The following is an 18,827-nucleotide window of genomic DNA, read 5'->3' on the forward strand; positions in this document are numbered from 1 at the left end:
AACGACGTCTAACAACCGGCCTTGTAGAGGACCTTCTGCACCTCCGGCTGGTCCACGTTCCCGGCCGTGATGATCGTGGCCTCGGTCGGGATCGACGGGGTGACCTGCTGCCCCTTGACCGCCGCCACCGCCTGCTCCACGCCCTTGGCGCCGATGTCCCCGGGCAGTTGCGCGATCAGCGCCTGCACGACGCCGTCCTTGAGCTGCTTGACCTGCGCCGGCCCCGCGTCGAAGCCGACCATCTTGACCTGGCCGAGCTTGCCCGCCTGCTGCAGGGCCGAGCCCGCTCCCGTGGCCGAGTTGAGGTTCGTGGCGAACACCCCGGCCAGGTCGGGGTCCTTCGCCAGCGCCGCGTTGACGATCCTGGAGGCTTCCCCGACGTCGTTGTGCGAGTATTGCACCCCGAGGGAGGTGATCCCCGGGTGGTTCGCCTTGATCTCCTCCTCGAACCCCTTGATCCGGGCGTCCACGGTGCTGACCCCGGGGTCGGTGGAGATGACCAGGGCCTTGCCCTTCCCGCCGACCTGCTCCGACAGCGCCTTGGCCGCCGCCGCGCCGCCCTTGAGGTTGTCGGTGCTGATCCTGGACAGGCCGATGCTCTGGTCCTCGACCACCGTGTCCACCAGAATGATCTTGATGTCCTGCTGCTTGGCCTGGGTCAGCGGCGCGATCATCGCCTTGACGTCGGTCGGGGCGATGAGCAGGGCGTCCGGCTTGCCGGCGACGACCGAGTTCACGATCGGGGTCTGCAACGTCGGATCGAACTTCTGCGGCCCCTGTACGTCGAGCGTCACGCCCAGCTCCTTGGCCTTGGCCCGCGCCCCGCAGGCCATGGTCTCGTAGAACTCCTCCCCCGCCAGCCCCTGGACGAGCGTGACCCGGATCTGGTCGCCGCCGCCTCCGCCACCTCCTTCGCCGCCGCACGCGGTGATCATCAGCAGCGCTCCGAGAGCGGCCATGGCCTTGCGCATGGTGGTGCCTCCTCCTGGCTTACTGGTCGCGGGCCCTGCGCCTCCACTGATCGACGTAGACGGCGGCGACGAGCACGGCGCCCACCACCACCTGCTGCCAGAACGGCCGCACGCCGAGGATCTGGAAGCCGTTCTGCAGGACGACGGGGATGAACACGCCGATGACCGTGCCCGCCACCGTCCCGATCCCGCCGAACAGGGAGGTGCCGCCGATCACGACGGCGGCGATGGCCTGCAGGTTGTCGGTGGAGTGCGCGGACACGCCGGTGATGCCGTACTTGGCCAGCGACAACTGTCCCGCCAGCCCGGCCAGCAGCCCGGCCAGGCCGTACACCTTGACCAGGTGCCGGCGCACGGCCACGCCGCCGCGCCGGGCGGCCTCGGCGTTGGAGCCGATGGCGTAGGTGTGGCGGCCGAAGCGGGTGAAGGCGAGCGTGAGGGCGAGCGCGGCGGTGAGGACGGCGCAGATCCACACGATCAGCGGCACGCCGAGCCAGCGCGCCAGCCCGAGCCCCATGTTGAGCTCGGTGGGCGCGCGCAGGTCCACGCCGCCGGTGAGCAGGAGCGCGCCGCCGAGCGACATGCCGAGCGTGCCCAGCGTCACGATCAGCGCCGGGATGCGCCCCAAGGCGATCAGTACGCCGTTCAGCACGCCCCAGGCCAGCCCGGCCACGAGGGCGGCCAGGGCGCCCAGCGCGAGCGAGCCGGTGGCGTCCATGACCTTGGCCGCGGCCACGGCGGAGAACACCAGCACGCCGCCCACGGACAGGTCGATGCCGGCCGTGATGATCACGTACGTCATGCCGGTGGCCAGGAGCAGCAGGATGGCCGCGTCGCTGACCAGGTTGAGCAGGTTGAACGAGGTGGCGAACGTGCGTGGCGCCAGGACGGAGAACGCCACGACGAGCACGGCCAGCACGAGGCCGATCCACACGACCTGCAGCCGCCCCAGTTCCTTCATGCCCCGCTCTCCTGCTGTTCGAGGCTCTCCTGCTGTTCGAGCGCCCCGGTCATGGCCCCGACGAGCTCCTCCATCGACGCGTTCGCGGTCTCGAACCTGGCCACCCGGCGCCCCAGCCGCAGCACCTCGACCCGGTCGGACACGGCCATGACGTCCTGCATGTTGTGGCTGATGAGCACGACGGACACGCCGGAGTCGCGTACGGTCCTGATGAGGTCGAGCACCCGCCGCGTCTGCACCACGCCGAGCGCCGCGGTCGGCTCGTCCATGAACACCACCCGCCGCGCCCACGCCACGGCCCTGGCCACCGCGACCCCCTGCCGCTGCCCGCCGGACAGGCCGGACACGGGCGCGGTCTGAGAGGCCAGCCGCACGCCGAGCCGCTCGCAGGCCTCCCGGGTCTCCCGCCGCATGGAGGCGTTGTCCAGCACGCCGAGCAGCCCGAACAGGCCGGGCTTGAGCCGTTCCCGGCCGAGGAAGAAGTTGGCGGCGGGGCTGAGGTCGGCGCAGAGCGCGAGATCCTGATAGACGGTCTCGACCCCGGCGCTCCTGGCCTCCTCCGCGGACCCGAACGCCACCGGCACGCCATCGACCTCGATCGTCCCGGCGTCCGGCCGCTCGACCCCGGAAAGGATCTTGGCCAGCGTGGACTTGCCGGCCCCGTTGTCGCCGATCAGCGCGACCACCTCGCCGGCCCGCAGTGTGAAGTCGGCGCCGCGCAGCGCCTCGACGTGGCCGTAGCTCTTCGCGATCCCCCGGGCGTCGATCAGCGGTGCGGCCATAGCACCATCAAGAGTCCGATTGACATCGTTGTCAAGCCCGATCCCGGCCCGCCGCCCCCGGGCGGACGCGGGTACGCAGTGGCCGCACGCAGTGGCCGCACAGTGACCGCACAGTGGCCGGTGGCACGCACCGGCCACTGCGGCCCTCACCCCGTTTGCGGCGCGCAGTCGTAGAGGCCGTCCTGGCCGTCCACCGCCGCGCAGTTCTCCTGGGCCCAGGTGGTCACCTCGGAGTTGCCCCGGCCGGGGCCCCCGCCCTGGCCGGACATGACGTAGCGCAACTGGCCCGAGGCGATCAGCGCCTGGAGCCGGGCCACGGTCATGGCGGGGTCGCTGCCGGTGAAGCCGCCCATGGCGATCACGGGCCTGCCGGTGGACAGGATCAGCCCCGACGCCTGCTGGGCGCTGCCGACGGCGACCAGCCAGGTGGCCTTGCCCTGGTTGGCGACCAGGTACTTGGTCATCGCGTCGCCGACACCGCCGCCGGGTCCGCCGCGGCCCATGAAACCGGACCGGGTGCCACGCCGCGCGTCGCCCGACCCCGCGTCCTGCCCGCCGGACTGCGCCTGACCATCGGGCTGGGCCTGGCCGTTCGGTGACGATCGGCCGTTCTCTGGTGGCCCGCCGCCGGGGAACCGGCCGCCGCCCGGACCGCCGAAGCCGCCCATCCCGCCCGTCGAGGGACCCGCGGTGGGGTTGGTGCCGTTGGTCTGGGACTGCAACGGCGTCACCGCGTACGCCGCCGGCCCGGCCAGCCCGGCGACCACCGCGGCCGCCAGGGCGATCGCGGCCACCCTCATGGCCACCCGCGCCCGCACCCTCGCCAGGACGAGCACCACCACGGCCACCAGGGTCGCCCCGAGCACGACCCAGGCCAGCCACGGCACCCACTCCGGCGTACGACGCAGCACCACGAACGACCAGATCCCCGTCGCGGCCACCGCCAGCGGCAGCGCCCAGGCCCACGCCCGCGACCCCCGGTACGCCCGCCACATCGCGACCACGCCCATCCCGCACAGCGCGGCCACGGCAGGCGCCATGGCGGTCGTGTAGTAGGGGTGGAAGGTGCCGCTGGAGAAGCTGAACACCACGTAGTGGACGGCCAGCCAGCCACCCCACACCAGCCAGGCCGCCCCCGAGGGCCCGTCACCGGCGGGAAGGCGGCGCAGCCGCGAGAGCGCCGCGAACGCCAGCGCCACCACGCAGAACGGCAGCAGCCAGGAGATCTGCCCGGCCAGGATGTCGTTGAACAGCCGTCCGGCCCCCGACTCCCCGCCGAAGCCGCCACCACCACCGCCACCGTTGCCCCGGCCCTGCCCGAAGATCCGGCCGAGCCCGTTGTACCCGATCACCAGGTCCCACACGGTGTTGTCGGTGGACCCGCCGATGTACGGCCGGGACCCACTGGGCCACAGGTCCACGATGACCATCCACCAGGCGCTGGACACCACCATCACGGCCCCGGCCGCCAGCAGGTGCCCCACCCGCCGGAGCCACGAGACCCTGGCACACGCCAGGTACGCCGACCCGAACGCCGGCACCACCAGGTACGCCTGCAGCATCTTCGCGTTGAACCCGAGCCCCACGAAGAACGCCGCCAGCAGCAGCGACCGCATCCGCCCGGTGCGCAGCGACTCCAGGCAGAACCAGGCCGCCAGCACCAGCAGCAGCACGAGCACCGTGTCGGGGTTGTTGTCCCGGTTGATCGCCACGGTGATCGGCGTGAGCGTCATGACCACGGCGGCCACCAGAGCGGCCACATGCCCCGCCGTGCCGGTCGTGTGTCCGTCCCGGCCGGTCTCCTGCCCCGCCCAGGCGCCGGAGGAGAAGGCGCGGCGGACGGCCGAGTAGACCAGCCCGACGGCGGCCACCCCGGCCAGGGCCTGCGGGAGCAGCATGCTCCAGGTGCCGTAGCCGAAGACGCGTGCCGACAGCCCCATCACCCACAGCGCCAGCGGCGGCTTGTCCACGGTGATGAAGGAGCCGGCGTCGATGGCGCCGAAGAAGAACGCCTTCCAGCTCTGGGTGCCGGAGAGGATGGCGGCGGCGTAGTACTCGTTGGCGTTGCCGCTCAGCGCCCACGCGTACAGGACGAAGGCCACGGCCAGCACCGCCCACATCGCGGGCCGCGACCAGCGCGGGTCCTGTTCGGCGCCGAGGAACACGCGGGCGGGCAGGCTGCGCGTCTTGGCGGCCCGGCGACCCGGCCGCTCCATGGTGACGGTCGTCATCCGGCCGTACCCCGCTTGGGGTTGAAGACCCACACGCGCAGCAGCAGGAAGCGGACGAGCGTGGCGGCGGCGTTCGCGATGATGACCGCGACGAGCTCCACCCCGTGCGAGACGCCGGCCGGCAGCAGCGAGAGGCTGCCGGAGGTGAGCGCGAGCCCGACGAAGAACGCGATCAGCCCTTCGAGCTGGTGCCGCATCGCCCCGCCCGAGCCCTTGACCCCGAACGTGAACCGGCGGTTGGCGGCGGTGTTGGCCACGGCCGTGACCAGCAGCGCGACCGCGTTGGCCGCCAGCGGCGAGACGAGCTGGCGCAGCAGCGAGTACAGCGCCAGGTACGCCAGCGTGCTGATCACCCCCACGACCGCGAAGCGCGGCAACTGCCTGGCCATGCCCTTCGGCAGCTCGGCCCGCTCGATCCGGGCGGGCACCGGGATGCGGGCCGCGCCGGACAGTGTCCTGCGCGCCACCCTCGCCAGGCCGCGCAGGTCGTCGAGCGCGGTCTGGACGATGTCCACCCGGCTGTCCGGGTCGTCCACCCAGTCCACGGGGACCTCGTGGATGCGCAGCCCGTGGCGTTCGGCCAGGAGCAGCAGCTCGGTGTCGAAGAACCACTGCTCGTCTTCGACACCGGGCAGCAGGGCCTGGGCGATCTCCGTACGGACGGCCTTGAAGCCGCACTGCGCGTCCGAGAACCCGGCGCCCATGCCGAAGCGGAGCAGCAGGTTGTACGAGCGGGAGATGAACTCGCGCTTCGGCCCCCGCTCCACCCGCGACGCCCTGGCCAGCCGGGTGCCGATGGCCAGGTCGCTGTGTCCCGACAGCAGCGGCGCCACCAGGGGCAGGAACGCGTCCAGGTCGGTGGACAGGTCCACGTCCATGTAGCTGACGACGTCGGCCTCGCTCTCCGACCAGACCCGGCGCAGCGCCCGGCCGCGCCCCTTCTCATCGAGGTGGACGGCTCGTACGTGCCGCAGCTCGGCGCCCAGTTCGGCGGCGATCTGCCAGGTGTTGTCGGTGCTGGCGTTGTCGGCGATCGTGATGCGGAAGCCGTAGGGGAAGTTCCGGGTGAGGTAGGTGTGCAGCCGGGTGATGCTGGCCCGCAACGCCCGCTGCTCGTTGTAGACCGGGACGACCACCTCGACCAGGCGGGTCCTTACCGCTGTTGTCTCCATGCAGCCAGCTCACGTTTTGGGTCTTTAAGGGGACTTATCCGATTCTGAGTGACGGATGAGAGTTCCCGGTAGATCCATGGTTGCGATCGCTCCGCCACCCGGCGCGTTCGCCAGCCGCACCTCGCCCCCCGCCTCCGCGACGGACTGCGCCACGATCGCCAGCCCCAGCCCGGACCCGGGCAGCCCACGGGCCGACGGGGAGCGCCAGAACCGCTCGAAGACGTGCGGCAGCTCCTCTTCCGGCAGTCCGGGGCCGTGGTCGCGCACGGTGAGACGGCCGTCGCGCAGCTTCACCTCGACCTGGCCGCCGGGGCTGAACTTGGCGGCGTTGTCGATGAGGTTGAGCACGGCGCGTTCGAGGGAGGTGGCGCCGCCCACGACGTACCAGGGGGAGAGGTCGGTGACGACCTCGGCGCCGCGCAGCCTGGCGCGTTCCACGGCGGCCGTGACGACCTGGTGGAAGGCCAGCTCGACGTGGGGCTCCCGGTCGGTGTCGCCCCTGGCGAGCTGGAGCAGGTCGGCGACCAGCGTGGACAGCTCGGCGAACTGGGCCTTCACGTTGACCAGCAGGCGCTCCTTGGCGCCGGGGTCGAGGCTGCGGCCGGTCTGCTCGCTGCGGAGCAGGAGGTCGATGTTGGTGCGCAGAGTCGTGAGCGGGGTGCGCAGCTCGTGCCCGGCGTCGGCGACGAGCTGTTTCTGGCGTTCCTGGGAGCCGGCGAGGGCGGCGGTCATGGCGTTGAAGGAGGCGCTCAGCCGGGCGATCTCGTCGGTCCCCGAGACGGGGATGCGGACGCCGAGGTCCTCGGTCTGCGCGATGTGCTCCACCGCCCTGGTGAGGTCTCCGACGGGCCGGAGAGCGGCACGCGAGATGGCGAGCCCGGCCCAGGCCGCGCCGAGCACCCCCAGCGCGGTGATGCCGCCGAGCATGAGCGCGGCCATCTGCATCGTGCGCTTGATGTATCCCAGCGGCCTGGCCTCCATCACCGCCACGCCGGGCTTGAAGTTGATCGTCACCACGCGGACCTGCTTGCCGTCACGCGTGGTGCCGTAGCGGTAGACCGGATCGCACGGCTTCAGCGCCGCCATGTCCAGCTCGTAGTCCGGCTTGATGGGAGGACCGATCGAACAGGTGGTGCCGTCGGCGAACAGCAGCGTCGCCATGCCGTCGAACGGGCCCGGCGAACCCGTGGGAGTGCAGTTGTGCTCGAGGTAGCCCCTGTCGCTCTCCTTCGCGGACTCCTCGATGGTCATGTCGAGGTTTCCTCGGAGCCGGTCCTGCAGGATGAAGTACGACAGGCCCGCGCACATCGCGATGGCCAGCGCCACGGCCACCGTGACGAGGAGGGTCAGCCGCGTGCGGAGGCTGCCGCGCGTGGCCAGGCGGCTCAGCCGGGCGCGGAGGCCGCTTCCGTTCACGGCGTGACCCGGAGCACGTAACCCACCCCGCGCACGGTGTGGATCACCCGCGCCTCGCCCCCGGCCTCGGTCTTGCGCCGCAGGTACATCACGTACACGTCGAGCGAGTTGGACGTCGGCTCGAAGTCGAAGCCCCACACCTCGCTCAGGATCTGGTCCCTGGTCAGCACCTGGCGCGGGTGCGCGAGGAACAGCTCCATCAGCAGGTATTCGGTCCTGGTCAGGTCGAGCCGCCGGTCGCCGCGCGTGACCTCCCTGGTCGCCGGGTCCATGCACAGGTCGCCGTACGTCAGCGTGTCGCCCTCCGGCGTGCCCGAGTTCAGCGCGCCGCGCCGCAGCAGGGCGCGCACCCTGGCCAGCAGCTCGTCCAGCTCGAACGGCTTGACCAGGTAGTCGTCGGCCCCCGCGTCGAGCCCCGACACCCGGTCGCCCACCGCGTCGCGGGCGGTGAGCATGAGGACCGGGATGTGGTTGCCCGACGCGCGCAACCGGCGGCAGGCGGTCAGCCCGTCGAGGCGCGGCATCATCACGTCGAGCAGCACCGCGTCATAGGCGTCGGCGGCCACGGCCTCCAGCGCCATCTGCCCGTCGTTGGCGGTGACGACCTTGTAGCCCTCGAATTCGAGGCTCGACTGCAGCGCCTCGCGCAACGCGGGCTCGTCGTCAACTACCAGCAACCGTGCGGGCTCACTCATGTTACGAACGCTAGATGCTCATCATGAAAACGTCATGAACGCGGCCATCCACGTTGATGGGGATCACCACGTTACGGGCATCGCCTTGAGCCCGAAGATGGCTCCATCGTACTTGGCCGGCAGTTCCTCGTCGGCCACCGTGACCCGCAACCCCGGGATCCGCTCGAACAACGTGCGCAGGCTGATCTCCAGCTCGGCCCGCGCCAGGTTCTGGCCCAGGCACTGGTGCACGCCATAGCCGAAGGCCACGTGGTGCCGGGCGCCGCGCCCCACGTCGAACTCGTCCGGCCGCTCGAACGCCAGCTCGTCCCGGTTGGCCGAGGCGCCGAGCACGAAGATGCCCTCACCCCTCCTGACGAGCTGCCCGCCGATCTCCTGGTCCTCGGTGGCCACCCGGTCGAACGCCACCCAGTCCACGATCGAGTGGTAGCGCAGCAGCTCGTCGACCGCCATCGGCCAACCGCCGGGGTCGGCCCGCAGGGCGGCGAGCTGGTCGGGGTGGCGCATGAGGGTGAGCGCGGCGAGCGGGATCATGTTGGCGGTCGTCTCGTGACCCGCGACGAGCAGCAGGAAGGTCACGCCCACGAGCTCGTCGTGCGTCAGGCCGCCGTTGAGGATCAGCCGGCCGAGCAGGTCGTCCTGGGGGCGACGCTCGGTCTCGGTGATCAGCTCGTCGAGGAAGGTCATGATCTCGACCACCGCCGCGTACGCCTCCTGCGGGTGCCGCGCGGCGACGATCGAGCGGGTACGCGACTGGAAGAACTCGCGGTCGGCGTACGGGACCCCGAGGAGCTGGCAGATGACCAGCGAGGGCAGCGCCAGCCCGAACGCCTCCACCAGCTCGGCCTCGGGGCCCTGGGCGAGCATGTCGTCGATGAGCCCGTCCACGAGCCGCTGGATGCCCGGCCGCAGCTCCTTGACGCGCCGGACGGTGAACTCGGGGATGAGCAGCCGGCGGAACCTGCTGTGCTCGGGAGGGTCGAGGTCGATGAAGTGGCCGGCGGTGAACCGCCCCAGGACGGCGTGCTGCTCGGGCGTCCGGCCGCCGTCCGCCGAGAGCGCCGCGTTGGGATGGCCGGGGGTGGACGGGCTGGTGCTGATGCCGCCGCCCGCGAGGACCTGTTTGGCCTCCGCGAGCCGCGTGACCAGCCAGACCTCGCCTCCGGGGAGCGCGGCGCGGACGAGCGGGGCCTGCTCGCGCATGCGCTCGTACTCGGGCGGGGGCGCGAACGGGCACGTGCGCTGGACAGGGAAGGTTTCCGCCATAGTCTGCTCCCTACAAGCCGGACCGCATTGCTTACTTACGTGAAAGTAAGCAATGCGGCGGCCGGTGGTCAAGTAAGGGAGTGCCATGGCTGGGCGGCGGACTGACACACGAGAGCGGATCGAGCAGGTCGCGTTGGAGCTCTTCGCCGAGCGGGGCTATGACAAGACGACGCTGCAGGAGGTGGCGGAGCGGCTGCAGATCACCCGGCCGGCGCTCTACTACCACTTCCGTACGAAGGAGGCCATCCTCGGCAGCGTCGTGGACCGGATCGGCGAGTCGATCGACGAGCTGGTCGGCTGGGCCCGCGGGCAGCCCGCGACCGTCGAATCCCGCAGGGAGATCCTGCGGCGGATCTCGGAGCTGCTGGAGGACCAGTGGCGGCCGCTGTTCAGGTTCGCGCAGGTGAACCAGGGCGCGATGCGCGACCTCCCGGCCGGCGAACGCCTGCGGGCCGGGGTGGTCAGCATGCTGTCCCTGCTGGCCATGCCGGGGGCGGGCGCGATCAAGCAGTTCGAGGCCAGGCTGGCGGTGTTCGCGGTGGTGCTGGGGAGCGTGCCGTTCCTGTTCGACATCGGGCTCGACGAGTCGGAGCGGGCGGCCGTGGCGCTGGAGGTGGCCACCAAGCTCATCTCCGACGACTGATCACCCTCCGCCGGCCATCTCCCCTGGCCGCCTCCGCTACCCGTTCACCCGTTTCCGCGCAGGATCGCCATGGCGGCGTTGTGCCCGCCGATGCCGCTGACCCCGCCGCCCCTGCGGGTGCCCGCGCCGCACATGAGGATGCGCTCGTGCTCGGTCTCCACGCCCCATCCCCCTTCGTCGGCGTACGGCCAGCTCAGGTCGACGTGGAAGATGTGGCCGCCCGGCAGGCCGGCGTCCTTCTCCAGGTCGACCGGGGTCTTGGCCTCGACGCAGGGGGTGCCGTCGGGGGCCTTGAGCAGGCAGTCCTCAAGGGGTTCCGCGAGGACGGAGTTGATGGAGGCGAAGGTGGCCTCGAGAGCCAGCTTCTGCGATTCATCAGGATTTTTTCGGAAAAGTCGGGCGGGCATGTGGAGCCCGAACAGCGTCATCGTCTCGGCCCTCCCCCTCAGCTCGGGGCCGAGGATGGACGGGTCGGTCAGCGAGTGGCAGTAGACCTCGGCGGGGGGCAGGCCGGGGATCTCCCCGCGTACCGCCTGCTCGTACGCCCTGGCGAGCTGGTCGCGTCCCTCGTTGATGTGGAACGTGCCGCTGAAGGCCGCCACCGGATCCACGGACGGGTCCTTCAGCCTGGGCAGGCGCGTGAGCACCATGTTCACCTTGAGCTGCGCGCCCTCGGACTCGGTCGCGGGCCGGCCGAGCAGCCGGTCGAGCACGGCGGGCGGCAGGTTGACCAGCACGTGCCCGCCGTTCACCGTGTGCTCGCCGTCCTCGGCCACGAACGTGACCTCCCCGGACGGCGAGATCCCGACGATCTCCGCGCCGGTCCTGATCTCGGCCCCGGCCCGCCTGGCCGCCGCCTCCAGCGCGCCCGAGACCGCGCCCATGCCGCCGACGGGGACGTTCCACTCGCCGGTGCCGTCGCCGATCACGTGGTACAGGAAGCACCGGTTGGCCAGCAGGTCGGTGCCGGTGTCGGCGAACGTCCCGATCAGCGCGTCGGTGAGGACCACCCCGCGCACGGTGTCGTCCCGGAACCGCTCGTCCACGGTCTCCCCGATGGGCCGCGCGAACAGATCCCGCCACGCCTCCGGCCCGACCATGCGCTCGACCTCGGCCGCGCTCCGCAGGGGTTCGAGCAGGGTGGGGGCCAGGGTCCTGGCGACGCCGGAGACCAGGCCGTAGAAGCGTCCCCAGGCCTCGTGATCGTCGTCGCCGCCCGTGATCGTCCTGAACGAGGCCGCCGTGCGCCCCGCGTCCCCGTTGTCGACGAGCAGCCCGGCGCCGCCCTTGGGGGTGTAGGAGGCGTAGCGGCGGCGGCGCAGCTCCAGGTCGAGTCCCAGGTCGCGGACGATCTCGGAGGGCAGCAGGCTGACCAGGTAGGAATAGCGCGACAGGCGCACGTCCACGCCGGGGAACGCACGGGCCGAGATGGCGAGCCCGCCGAGGTGGCCGTACCGTTCCAGGACCAGCACCCGGCGCCCCGCCCGGGCCAGGTACGCCGCCGCGACCAGCCCGTTGTGCCCGCCACCGGCCACGACCACGTCATACGAACCCATTCCCGCACCATACGGCTCCCCCCACACCACCCGTCAACGCCCAGCAGGGCACATTTCCCCTCAATTCATCCCCGGCTCAGGGGCGGCTGGCGATCGCCAGCAGGGTGGCGGCGGGACCGGTGAGCGGGCGGCCCCGCCGCCACACCGCCCGGAGGCTCCTGACCAGGTTGAGCCCCGTCAGCGGCACCTCGACCAGCCGGCCGGTCGCCACGTCGGCCTCCACCGCGTACCCGCTCAGCACGGCGGGCGCCGACCCCGCCTGGGCCGCGCCCTTCACCGCCGGGTTCGACCCCAGCTCCAGCCGTGGGCTGGCCTGGTAGAGGCCCTTGAACGCCACGTCCAGCGTCTCGCGCGTGCCCGACCCGGGCTCGCGCACCACGAGCGGCGTGGCGGCCAGCTCCGCGCCTCTCAGCGCCGTACGCCGCCGCGCCCACGCGTGCCCCGGCGCCACCACGACCACCAGCCGGTCGGTCCCCACGACCCGGCTCGCCAGCCCGTCGGGCACGCTGGGCCCCTCGACGAACCCCAGCTCCACCTCGCCGCCCAGCACCCGGGCCGCGACGTCGGCGGAGTTGATCACGTCCAGCCCCACCTGGACGTCGGGCTCCCGGTTCTGCAACTCCCCCAGCCACCGCGGCACCAGGTACTCGGCCACCGTCATGCTGGAGGCCACCCGCAGATGCGCCGCCTCGCCGTGCCGCACGGCCTGCACGGCACGCATGAGCTCGTCGGCGGCGCCGAGCACCTGAGCGGCCCACCCGGCCACCATCTTCCCCTCGGCGGTGAGCGTGGAGCCGCGCGGGGTGCGCTCGATGAGCGGCAGGCCGAGACGGCGTTCGAGCTGGGCGATCCGCTTGCTCGCCGACGGCTGCGCGATCCCCGCCGCCCTCGCCGCCTGGCCCAGGCTGCCCAGCGCGCCCACGTCCACCAGGAGCTTCAGCGAGTCGAGATCGGGCAGCGTACTCATAGCCACAGGCTATGACCTCCCAGGCAACGCATGGCTACCGGCCGCTCCTGGCGCTCACAAGACTGAGATCATGTCCGCCACCGCACAGTCGTCCCCCCTGCCCGGCCGCCCGAACGTCCCCCGACGTCCCACCGGCCGGACACGGAACACCCTCGCGAAGTGGACCCGCCTCACTCCCCCCGGACCCGACCAGACCACGCCCACCGGATCCGACCCGGCCACGCCCACCGGACCCGACCCGGCCATGGCCACTGGGTCCGACCGGACCGCGGCCACCGGGTCCGACCAGAGCACGCTCACCGGATCCGGCCGAAGCACGGCCACCGGATCCGGCCGAAGCACGCTTGCCGCGGCACGGCCCGGCCGGGTGTCGCGGGCCTTGGCACGGCCCGGCCGGGCGTCGACCGGGTCCGCGCGCTCCGGTGGGGCGCCGGGTGGGGCGGTGTGGCCCGGTGTCGTGGTGGCCGCCGTGGCGGTGGTGTTCTCGCTGCTCGTCAGCCACCACCTCCCGGCCCTCACCCCCGCCGTCGTCGCCGTCGCCTCGGGCGCCACGCTGGCGACCCTGACCGGCGTCGGAGAGCGGTTCAGACCGGGCCTCGCGTTCATGTCCAGGCGCGTGCTGCGCGTGGCGATCGCCCTGCTCGGCCTGCAGATCGCGCTTCCCCAGGTGCTCGCGCTCGGCTGGCAGACCCTGGCCGTGGTGAGCGCCGCCACCGGGCTCACGTTCGCCGTCACGCCCTCGATCGGCCGCCGCCTGGGCCTCACCCGGGGAACCTCGCTCCTCATCGCGACGGGAGTGTCCATCTGCGGCGCCGCGGCCATCGCCGCCATGCGGGAGGGCACGAGCGCCGCCGACGATGGCGACGCCGATGACGACGCGGCGCGCGCCCTGGGCGTCGTGGTCCTGTACGGAACCGCGGCCATCCCCCTGATCCCCCTCCTGGCCTCCCTCATGGGCCTGTCGCCCGCCCAGCTCGCCGTGTGGACCGGCGCCGCCGTGCACGAGGTGGCCCAGGTGGCCGCGATCGGCGCCGCGTCGGGCGTCCTCGCCGCCGCCGTGACGGTCAAGCTGGCCCGCGTCGTCCTCCTCGCCCCGCTCGTCGCCCTGACCTCCTCCCTGCACCGCCGCCACGCCGCCGCCCCCGTCTCCGTACACGCCGCCGTACACCCCGCCGGCCACGCGGCCGAAGGTGCCTCCGTAGGCACCTCCGTACGCGGCGCCAGGCCGCCGATCGTGCCGCTGTTCGTGGCCGCGTTCCTGGCGATGGTGACCCTGCGCAGCACCGGGCTGGTCCCGGCGGCCGTGACGGAGGTGGTGCCGCCGATAACGAATGTGCTCATGGCCGCCGCCCTGTTCGGCCTCGGCACCGGCATCGACCTGCGCAGACTGTTCCGGGGCGGCCGGGCCGTGCTGCTCGGCGGCATCGCGACGGCGATCATCGCGGTCACTTCTCTGGCGGGCGTGGCACTTCTCGTGTGATCCTCGAGTGGACGGCTGAGCCGGGGGACCGTAACCTGCTCCGTTCGGAACAAAAGTCGCGAAAACCGCCGTTCCCCTAAAGCAGGCCAGAACCACTCAAGGAGCACAAAAACCGCCATGCGCCGCACCACCGCCGACTCCGTTCTCCAGCCGTCCGACGAGGTCGCCGAGGCCCTGGCGAACGGCGCGCCCGTCGTGGCGCTGGAGTCCACGATCATCTCCCACGGGCTGCCGCAACCGCGCAACCTGGAGGTGGCGCGTGAGCTGGAAGGCGTCGTACGGGCGGCGGGCGCCGTACCGGCCACGATCGCCGTGCTGGACGGCGTGCCCCGCATCGGCCTGAACGAGGTGGAGCTGGAGCGCATCGCCACCGAGTCCGGCCTGCGCAAGCTGGGCCAGCGGGACCTGCCGGTGGCCGCGGCGCTGAAGGCGAGCGGCGCGACCACCGTGTCGGCCACCTCGTTCCTGGCGGCCCGCGCCGGGATCCGGATCTTCGCCACCGGCGGCCTGGGCGGCGTGCACCGCGGCTGGACCGAGGACCAGGACGAGTCCGCCGACCTCGACACGCTCGCCCGCACGCGCATCACCGTGGTCTGCGCCGGCGTGAAGTCGATCCTCGACGTGCCCGCGACGCTGCAGCGCCTGGAGACCAGGGGTGTGAGCGTGGTGGGCTACCGTACCGACACCTTCCCCGGCTTCTACCTGCACTCCTCGGGCCAGCCGATCGACTGGCGGATCGAGTCGCCCGGCGACGCCGCCACCGTCATGCGCGGCCAGGACGCGCTGGGCGGCCAGGAGACGGCGCTGATCGTGGCCAACCCGGTCGCCGAGGAGCTGCAGCTCGACCCCGAGCTGCACGACCGGGTGCTGGCGGAGGCGCTGGCCGCCGCCGAGCGCGAGGGCGTCAAGGGCCAGGCGATCACCCCGTTCCTGCTCGGCTACCTGGTGGAGGGCACCGACGGCGCCTCGCTGGAGGCGAACCTGGCCGCCGTGCGCGGCAACGTCGCCCTGGCGGCCCAGATCGCCCTCTCCTGGGCCCGGCCGTGACCGACGGGGGCCTCCTGGTGGTCGGTGACGTGGTCACCGATGTGGTGGCCCTGCATGGTTCGCCGGTCATGTCGGGCACCGACACCGCCGCCGACATCGTGCTCCGCCCCGGCGGCTCCGGCGCGAACACCGCCGCCTGGGCCGCCCGCCTGGGCGCCGACGTCCGCCTGCTGGCCCGCCTCGGGTACGACAGCAGCGAGTGGCACACCACCGAACTGGTCAAGACCGGTGTCCGCCCGCACCTCACGGTGGACCCCGATCGCCCCACGGCCGTGGTGATCGCGATGGTCGACAGGAGCGGCGAGCGCTCGATGCTCACCAACCGGGGCGCCGGCGGCCTGATCTCTGAGGCCGACTGGAACCCTACCCTGCTCGACGGCGTCGCCCGGCTCCACCTGTCCGGTTACATCCTGTTCGCCGAATCCGGGCTCCGGCTGGCCCGGCTGGCCATGGAGCAGGCGGCCGCCGCCGGCGTCCTGATCAGCCTCGATCCGGCCTCCACGGGCCCGCTGCGCGAGTTCGGCGTTGAACGTTTCATCCGCGAGACCGCTCCCGCGAACCTGATCATCCCCAATCTCGACGAGGCCATCCTCCTCACCGGCGCCACGACGGCGGAGCGCGCGGCCGTGGTGCTGAGTGAGACATATGGCACAGCGGTCGTGAAGCTGGGCGCCGATGGGGCATTGGCCGCCGTGCGGGGTGAGATCGTGGCTACCGTGGAGGCCATGTCCGCCGAGGTGGTGGACTCGACGGGCGCGGGTGACGCGTTCGCCGCCGGATTTCTCACAGCGACTTTGCAAGGTGTCAGGGAAGAGGCCGCTTTGCAGGCAGGTTGCCGCGCTGGTGCCGAATGTGTGGCCCAGGTGGGGGGCCGTCCACGGTACGGTTTGGATCTGAACCGTCTTTACCCTATTCACACTGATTGATAGCTTGCCGCGTAGGCTGCACCATTAGCCACACGCTTCACGGGCAGCACCACGCGGCTCACTGGGGAGGATAAGGTCCGCCGATGGAAGTCGAGTCATCGATCTGCCTGAGCGACCTAGTCCCTGCGCTGCGCTGGAGCCGTCCGCAGCAGGTGGCCGAGGCGCTGGGTGATCCGCGCCTGCCCGCGGGGTGGTGGTCCTCCCTCGCGCTGTCCAAGGCGCTGGGCACGGCCGGCCTCGACTGGATCTGCGAACGCCTGGCGCGGCTGGCCTCCTCCCGCTGGGACCATCTGCCGCTGGCCGACTTGCTGCCGGCGCTGGCGGTTCACCACATCGACCCGGCGCTGCCCGGCTGGCCCGAGGCCACCCGTACGGCGGTCACCGGCCTGGGCGGCTGGCAGCGGCTGCGCCGCCTGTCCCCCAGCGACCTGAGCACCCCGTCGGCGACGCCCGAGGTCGTGATCGGCTCGGTGTTCCGCGAGATCCTGAGCCGCATCCCGGCCCAGCGTGAGGCTCCGGTCCCCTCGCAGACGGCCCATCCGGAGGTCACCCGGCCGCTGCAGGTCGGCACCATTCCCGGCCAGTCGTCCCGTGGCACGGGCTCCTTTCCGGTCCAACCGGACAGCGCACCCCAGACCGGCACCTTCGCAAAGATCGCCCCGTTCCCCGCCCCGACCGAGACCGCCCCGCCGCCCGCCGCCCCCGCCGCGGGCCAGAGCCCGAGGGAAGGGCAGAAGCAGGGCGAGGGCCTGTTCCAGCGCCCCACGGGCTCCTTCCCGGCGCAGTCGCCCGACTCGGCCGCCAAACAGCGCCAGACCGGCACCTTCCCGGCCGTCCCGCCCTCCGAAGGCCCCGCACCGCGTCAGACCGGCTCCTTCCCCGGCCAGTCGCCGGATCCGGCCGCCCAGCGTCAGACGGGCTCCTATCCGGGGCAGTCGCCCGATTCGGGCACCCAGCAGCGCCAGACCGGCACCTTCCCGGCCGTCCCGTCGTCCGAAGGCCCCTCACCGCGTCAGACCGGCACCTTCCCGGCCGTCCCGCCCTCGGAAGGCTCATCGCCGCGTCAGACGGGGTCGTTCCCGGCGCAACCCCAGAGCGGCGGTCCGCGCCAGAGCTTCGCGGGCGAGGGCCTCTCGCAGCGCCCGGCCCCCGGCCAGTCCCCGAGCGGCCTCCCACAGCGTCCGGGCGGCCCTCAGCCCACCCGCCAGGACACCGCCACGGGCTCCCCCTCACTCCCCGGCGGCCCGTCGGGGACGGGTTCCCCGTCGGTTCCCGGCGGTCCGGCCGGATCCGGTTCCGGTGGGCCGTCCCTTCCTGGCGGCCCCTCTTCTTCGGGCGGCTCTCCTTCGGGCGGCTCCCTTTCCGGCGGCCCGCACACCGGCTCGATCCCGCCCGTCCCCGGCGCCGACGGCCCCAAGGCGACGACCCCGGGCGCGTCCTCGTCCCCGGCGTTCTCGACGCCCGCGCCGCCGAGCGCCGCCGCGTCGTCCAGCCCCGTCCCCACCGACGCCGACCACGCGATGGTCCGGGTCGTGGACAACCTGTTCCGCAGCCTGGACAAGCTGGAGCTGGCCGTCGCCGTGCACCGCCTGTTCGCGGAAGACCCGGTCAGCCTGCGTACGCTCGCCCACAAGATGCTCGTGGACCGCGACGCGCTCTCCCACTCGCAGCGCACCGCCGAGGAACGCGTCCTGCACTGGCTGCGCTCCTCGGAGTCCGCCCCCGTCACCGGCCACATGTTCCGGCTGACCGAGTGGCTCGGCGCCGCGGCCACCGAGGACCAGCTCATCGGCGCCGACCCGGCCCACCCCGTGACGGTCCCGTCGCTGCGTACGCCGCTCTGGCGCGTGCTCGTGACGCTCATGCCCGACCGCCGCCTCCAGGACGGCTGGCTCGTCGTGGGCGATCTCCACGGCCTGCAGGCCCGTACACGGCAGCTCCTGGCCTCCAGCCCGCCCGACGCCGACCTCGTGGCGCTGATGGGCGAGCTGGGCATCCGCGCCCACTCCGCGCAGTCCTGGCTCGACGCCCTGCCCAGCGAGGCGGCCCAGGACCTGTCGGCCTCGGCCCCGTCGCCCGCCCAGCCCCTCCCACGCCGCACGCCGGGGGCCAACGGCCACCACCACCGCGGCGGCCAGCCCATCCCGGCGGCCACGAGCAACTCCATCGACCCGTCCGCCGCCCTGGCCACGCTCTCGGCGCTGTCGGGCGGCCGCTCGGCCATGATCCCCGCCGGTCTGGCCGGCGCCTCGTCCACGCCGCCTCCGCCGCTGCCGAGCCCGTCCTCCGACCCGCGCCGGTGGCAGCGCATCGAGGTCACGCCGGAACACCTCCGGGGCGGGCCGGTGCCGGTGCCCGAGGGGTACGCGGCCCAGCTCGGCATGCGCCCCGGCACCCTGCTGTCGGTCACGGGGCCCGGAGACAACGCCATCGTCCTGGTCTGGCAGGGTCACCAGCCAGTCTTCGACTCCCTCCAGCCGGTCCTCATGCGCCTGAACGCGCGGCCGGGCGACCAGGTGTACGTCACGGTGGACGGCTACCGCCTCGAGGCCCAGCTCACCGGCTGACAGGTCACCACGCCCCCGGGTCCGGCGCGCACGTAACGGCGCCCGGCCCTGTGGCGGTCAGCGGCCGCTCTCCTGGAGGCCATCAGCCCTGGTCGGCGGGTGGCGGCGGGCTCGGCTCGCCGTAAGGGATGGATGGCCCGAAACCCT

Annotated in this window: 15 protein-coding genes; 5 read left to right on the plus strand and 10 right to left on the minus strand. The window is 72.5% G+C overall.

All coding sequences use genetic code 11. From position 1 onward, the window contains the following. Positions 1–8: 8 nt before the first annotated feature. The 8 genes from AB0I15_RS27110 to AB0I15_RS27145 form a co-directional block, all read right to left on the minus strand. Positions 9–971 (minus strand): ABC transporter substrate-binding protein, encoded by a 963-nt coding sequence (locus tag AB0I15_RS27110; RefSeq protein WP_358101106.1) that lies wholly within the window; start codon positions 969–971, stop codon positions 9–11. Positions 972–990: 19 nt separating this feature from the next. After that, positions 991–1,932 (minus strand): ABC transporter permease, encoded by a 942-nt coding sequence (locus AB0I15_RS27115; RefSeq protein ID WP_358101109.1) that lies wholly within the window; start codon positions 1,930–1,932, stop codon positions 991–993. Beyond that, positions 1,929–2,714, minus strand: a complete 786-nt coding sequence (locus tag AB0I15_RS27120) for an ATP-binding cassette domain-containing protein (RefSeq protein ID WP_358101112.1) — start codon at positions 2,712–2,714, stop codon at positions 1,929–1,931. Before AB0I15_RS27120 ends, AB0I15_RS27115 begins: the two co-directional genes overlap by 4 nt. A gap of 146 nt (positions 2,715–2,860) precedes the next feature. Beyond that, positions 2,861–4,945, minus strand: coding sequence for a glycosyltransferase family 39 protein (locus AB0I15_RS27125; RefSeq protein WP_358101115.1), 2,085 nt, complete (start codon positions 4,943–4,945; stop codon positions 2,861–2,863). After that, positions 4,942–6,117 carry a bifunctional glycosyltransferase family 2/GtrA family protein gene (locus tag AB0I15_RS27130; protein ID WP_358101118.1) on the minus strand — a complete coding sequence of 392 codons (1,176 nt, stop codon included), beginning with the start codon at positions 6,115–6,117 and terminating at the stop codon, positions 4,942–4,944. Before AB0I15_RS27130 ends, AB0I15_RS27125 begins: the two co-directional genes overlap by 4 nt. A gap of 24 nt (positions 6,118–6,141) precedes the next feature. Beyond that, positions 6,142–7,533, minus strand: a complete 1,392-nt coding sequence (locus tag AB0I15_RS27135) for a HAMP domain-containing sensor histidine kinase (RefSeq protein ID WP_358101121.1) — start codon at positions 7,531–7,533, stop codon at positions 6,142–6,144. Next, on the minus strand, positions 7,530–8,228 hold the full coding sequence (locus AB0I15_RS27140) for a response regulator transcription factor (RefSeq protein WP_358101124.1): 699 nt from the start codon (positions 8,226–8,228) through the stop codon (positions 7,530–7,532). Before AB0I15_RS27140 ends, AB0I15_RS27135 begins: the two co-directional genes overlap by 4 nt. Positions 8,229–8,291: 63 nt before the next feature. Continuing rightward, a complete protein-coding gene (locus AB0I15_RS27145) occupies positions 8,292–9,494 on the minus strand; it encodes a cytochrome P450 (RefSeq protein WP_358101127.1) in 1,203 nt (400 codons plus the stop codon). An 85-nt stretch (positions 9,495–9,579) separates the two neighbouring features. On the opposite strand from AB0I15_RS27145, the gene AB0I15_RS27150 reads away from it, so the two are divergent. Beyond that, a complete protein-coding gene (locus AB0I15_RS27150) occupies positions 9,580–10,137 on the plus strand; it encodes a helix-turn-helix domain-containing protein (RefSeq protein WP_358101130.1) in 558 nt (185 codons plus the stop codon). Between the two features lie 44 nt (positions 10,138–10,181). Here AB0I15_RS27150 and AB0I15_RS27155 read toward each other — a convergent pair whose 3' ends face one another. Together AB0I15_RS27155 and AB0I15_RS27160 are read right to left on the minus strand one after the other, a co-directional pair. Beyond that, positions 10,182–11,693 carry an NAD(P)/FAD-dependent oxidoreductase gene (locus AB0I15_RS27155; RefSeq protein ID WP_358101133.1) on the minus strand — a complete coding sequence of 504 codons (1,512 nt, stop codon included), beginning with the start codon at positions 11,691–11,693 and terminating at the stop codon, positions 10,182–10,184. A 76-nt stretch (positions 11,694–11,769) separates the two neighbouring features. Further along, entirely contained in the window at positions 11,770–12,660 is an 891-nt protein-coding gene (locus tag AB0I15_RS27160; RefSeq protein ID WP_358101135.1) for a LysR family transcriptional regulator, read from the minus strand. Positions 12,661–12,730: 70 nt separating this feature from the next. On the opposite strand from AB0I15_RS27160, the gene AB0I15_RS27165 reads away from it, so the two are divergent. From AB0I15_RS27165 to AB0I15_RS27180, 4 genes are all read left to right on the plus strand, one after another. Next, a complete protein-coding gene (locus tag AB0I15_RS27165) occupies positions 12,731–14,140 on the plus strand; it encodes a putative sulfate exporter family transporter (protein WP_358101138.1) in 1,410 nt (469 codons plus the stop codon). Between the two features lie 117 nt (positions 14,141–14,257). Beyond that, complete coding sequence (locus tag AB0I15_RS27170) at positions 14,258–15,187, plus strand: pseudouridine-5'-phosphate glycosidase (RefSeq protein WP_358101141.1); 930 nt, start codon at positions 14,258–14,260, stop codon at positions 15,185–15,187. Beyond that, complete coding sequence (locus AB0I15_RS27175) at positions 15,184–16,113, plus strand: sugar kinase (RefSeq protein ID WP_358101144.1); 930 nt, start codon at positions 15,184–15,186, stop codon at positions 16,111–16,113. Before AB0I15_RS27170 ends, AB0I15_RS27175 begins: the two co-directional genes overlap by 4 nt. 83 nt (positions 16,114–16,196) lie before the next feature. Next, a complete protein-coding gene (locus AB0I15_RS27180) occupies positions 16,197–18,680 on the plus strand; it encodes a hypothetical protein (protein ID WP_358101147.1) in 2,484 nt (827 codons plus the stop codon). Positions 18,681–18,827: the final 147 nt, after the last annotated feature.

The organism is Nonomuraea sp. NPDC050643 (assembly GCF_040654715.1).
Taxonomy (GTDB): Bacteria; Actinomycetota; Actinomycetes; order Streptosporangiales; family Streptosporangiaceae; genus Nonomuraea.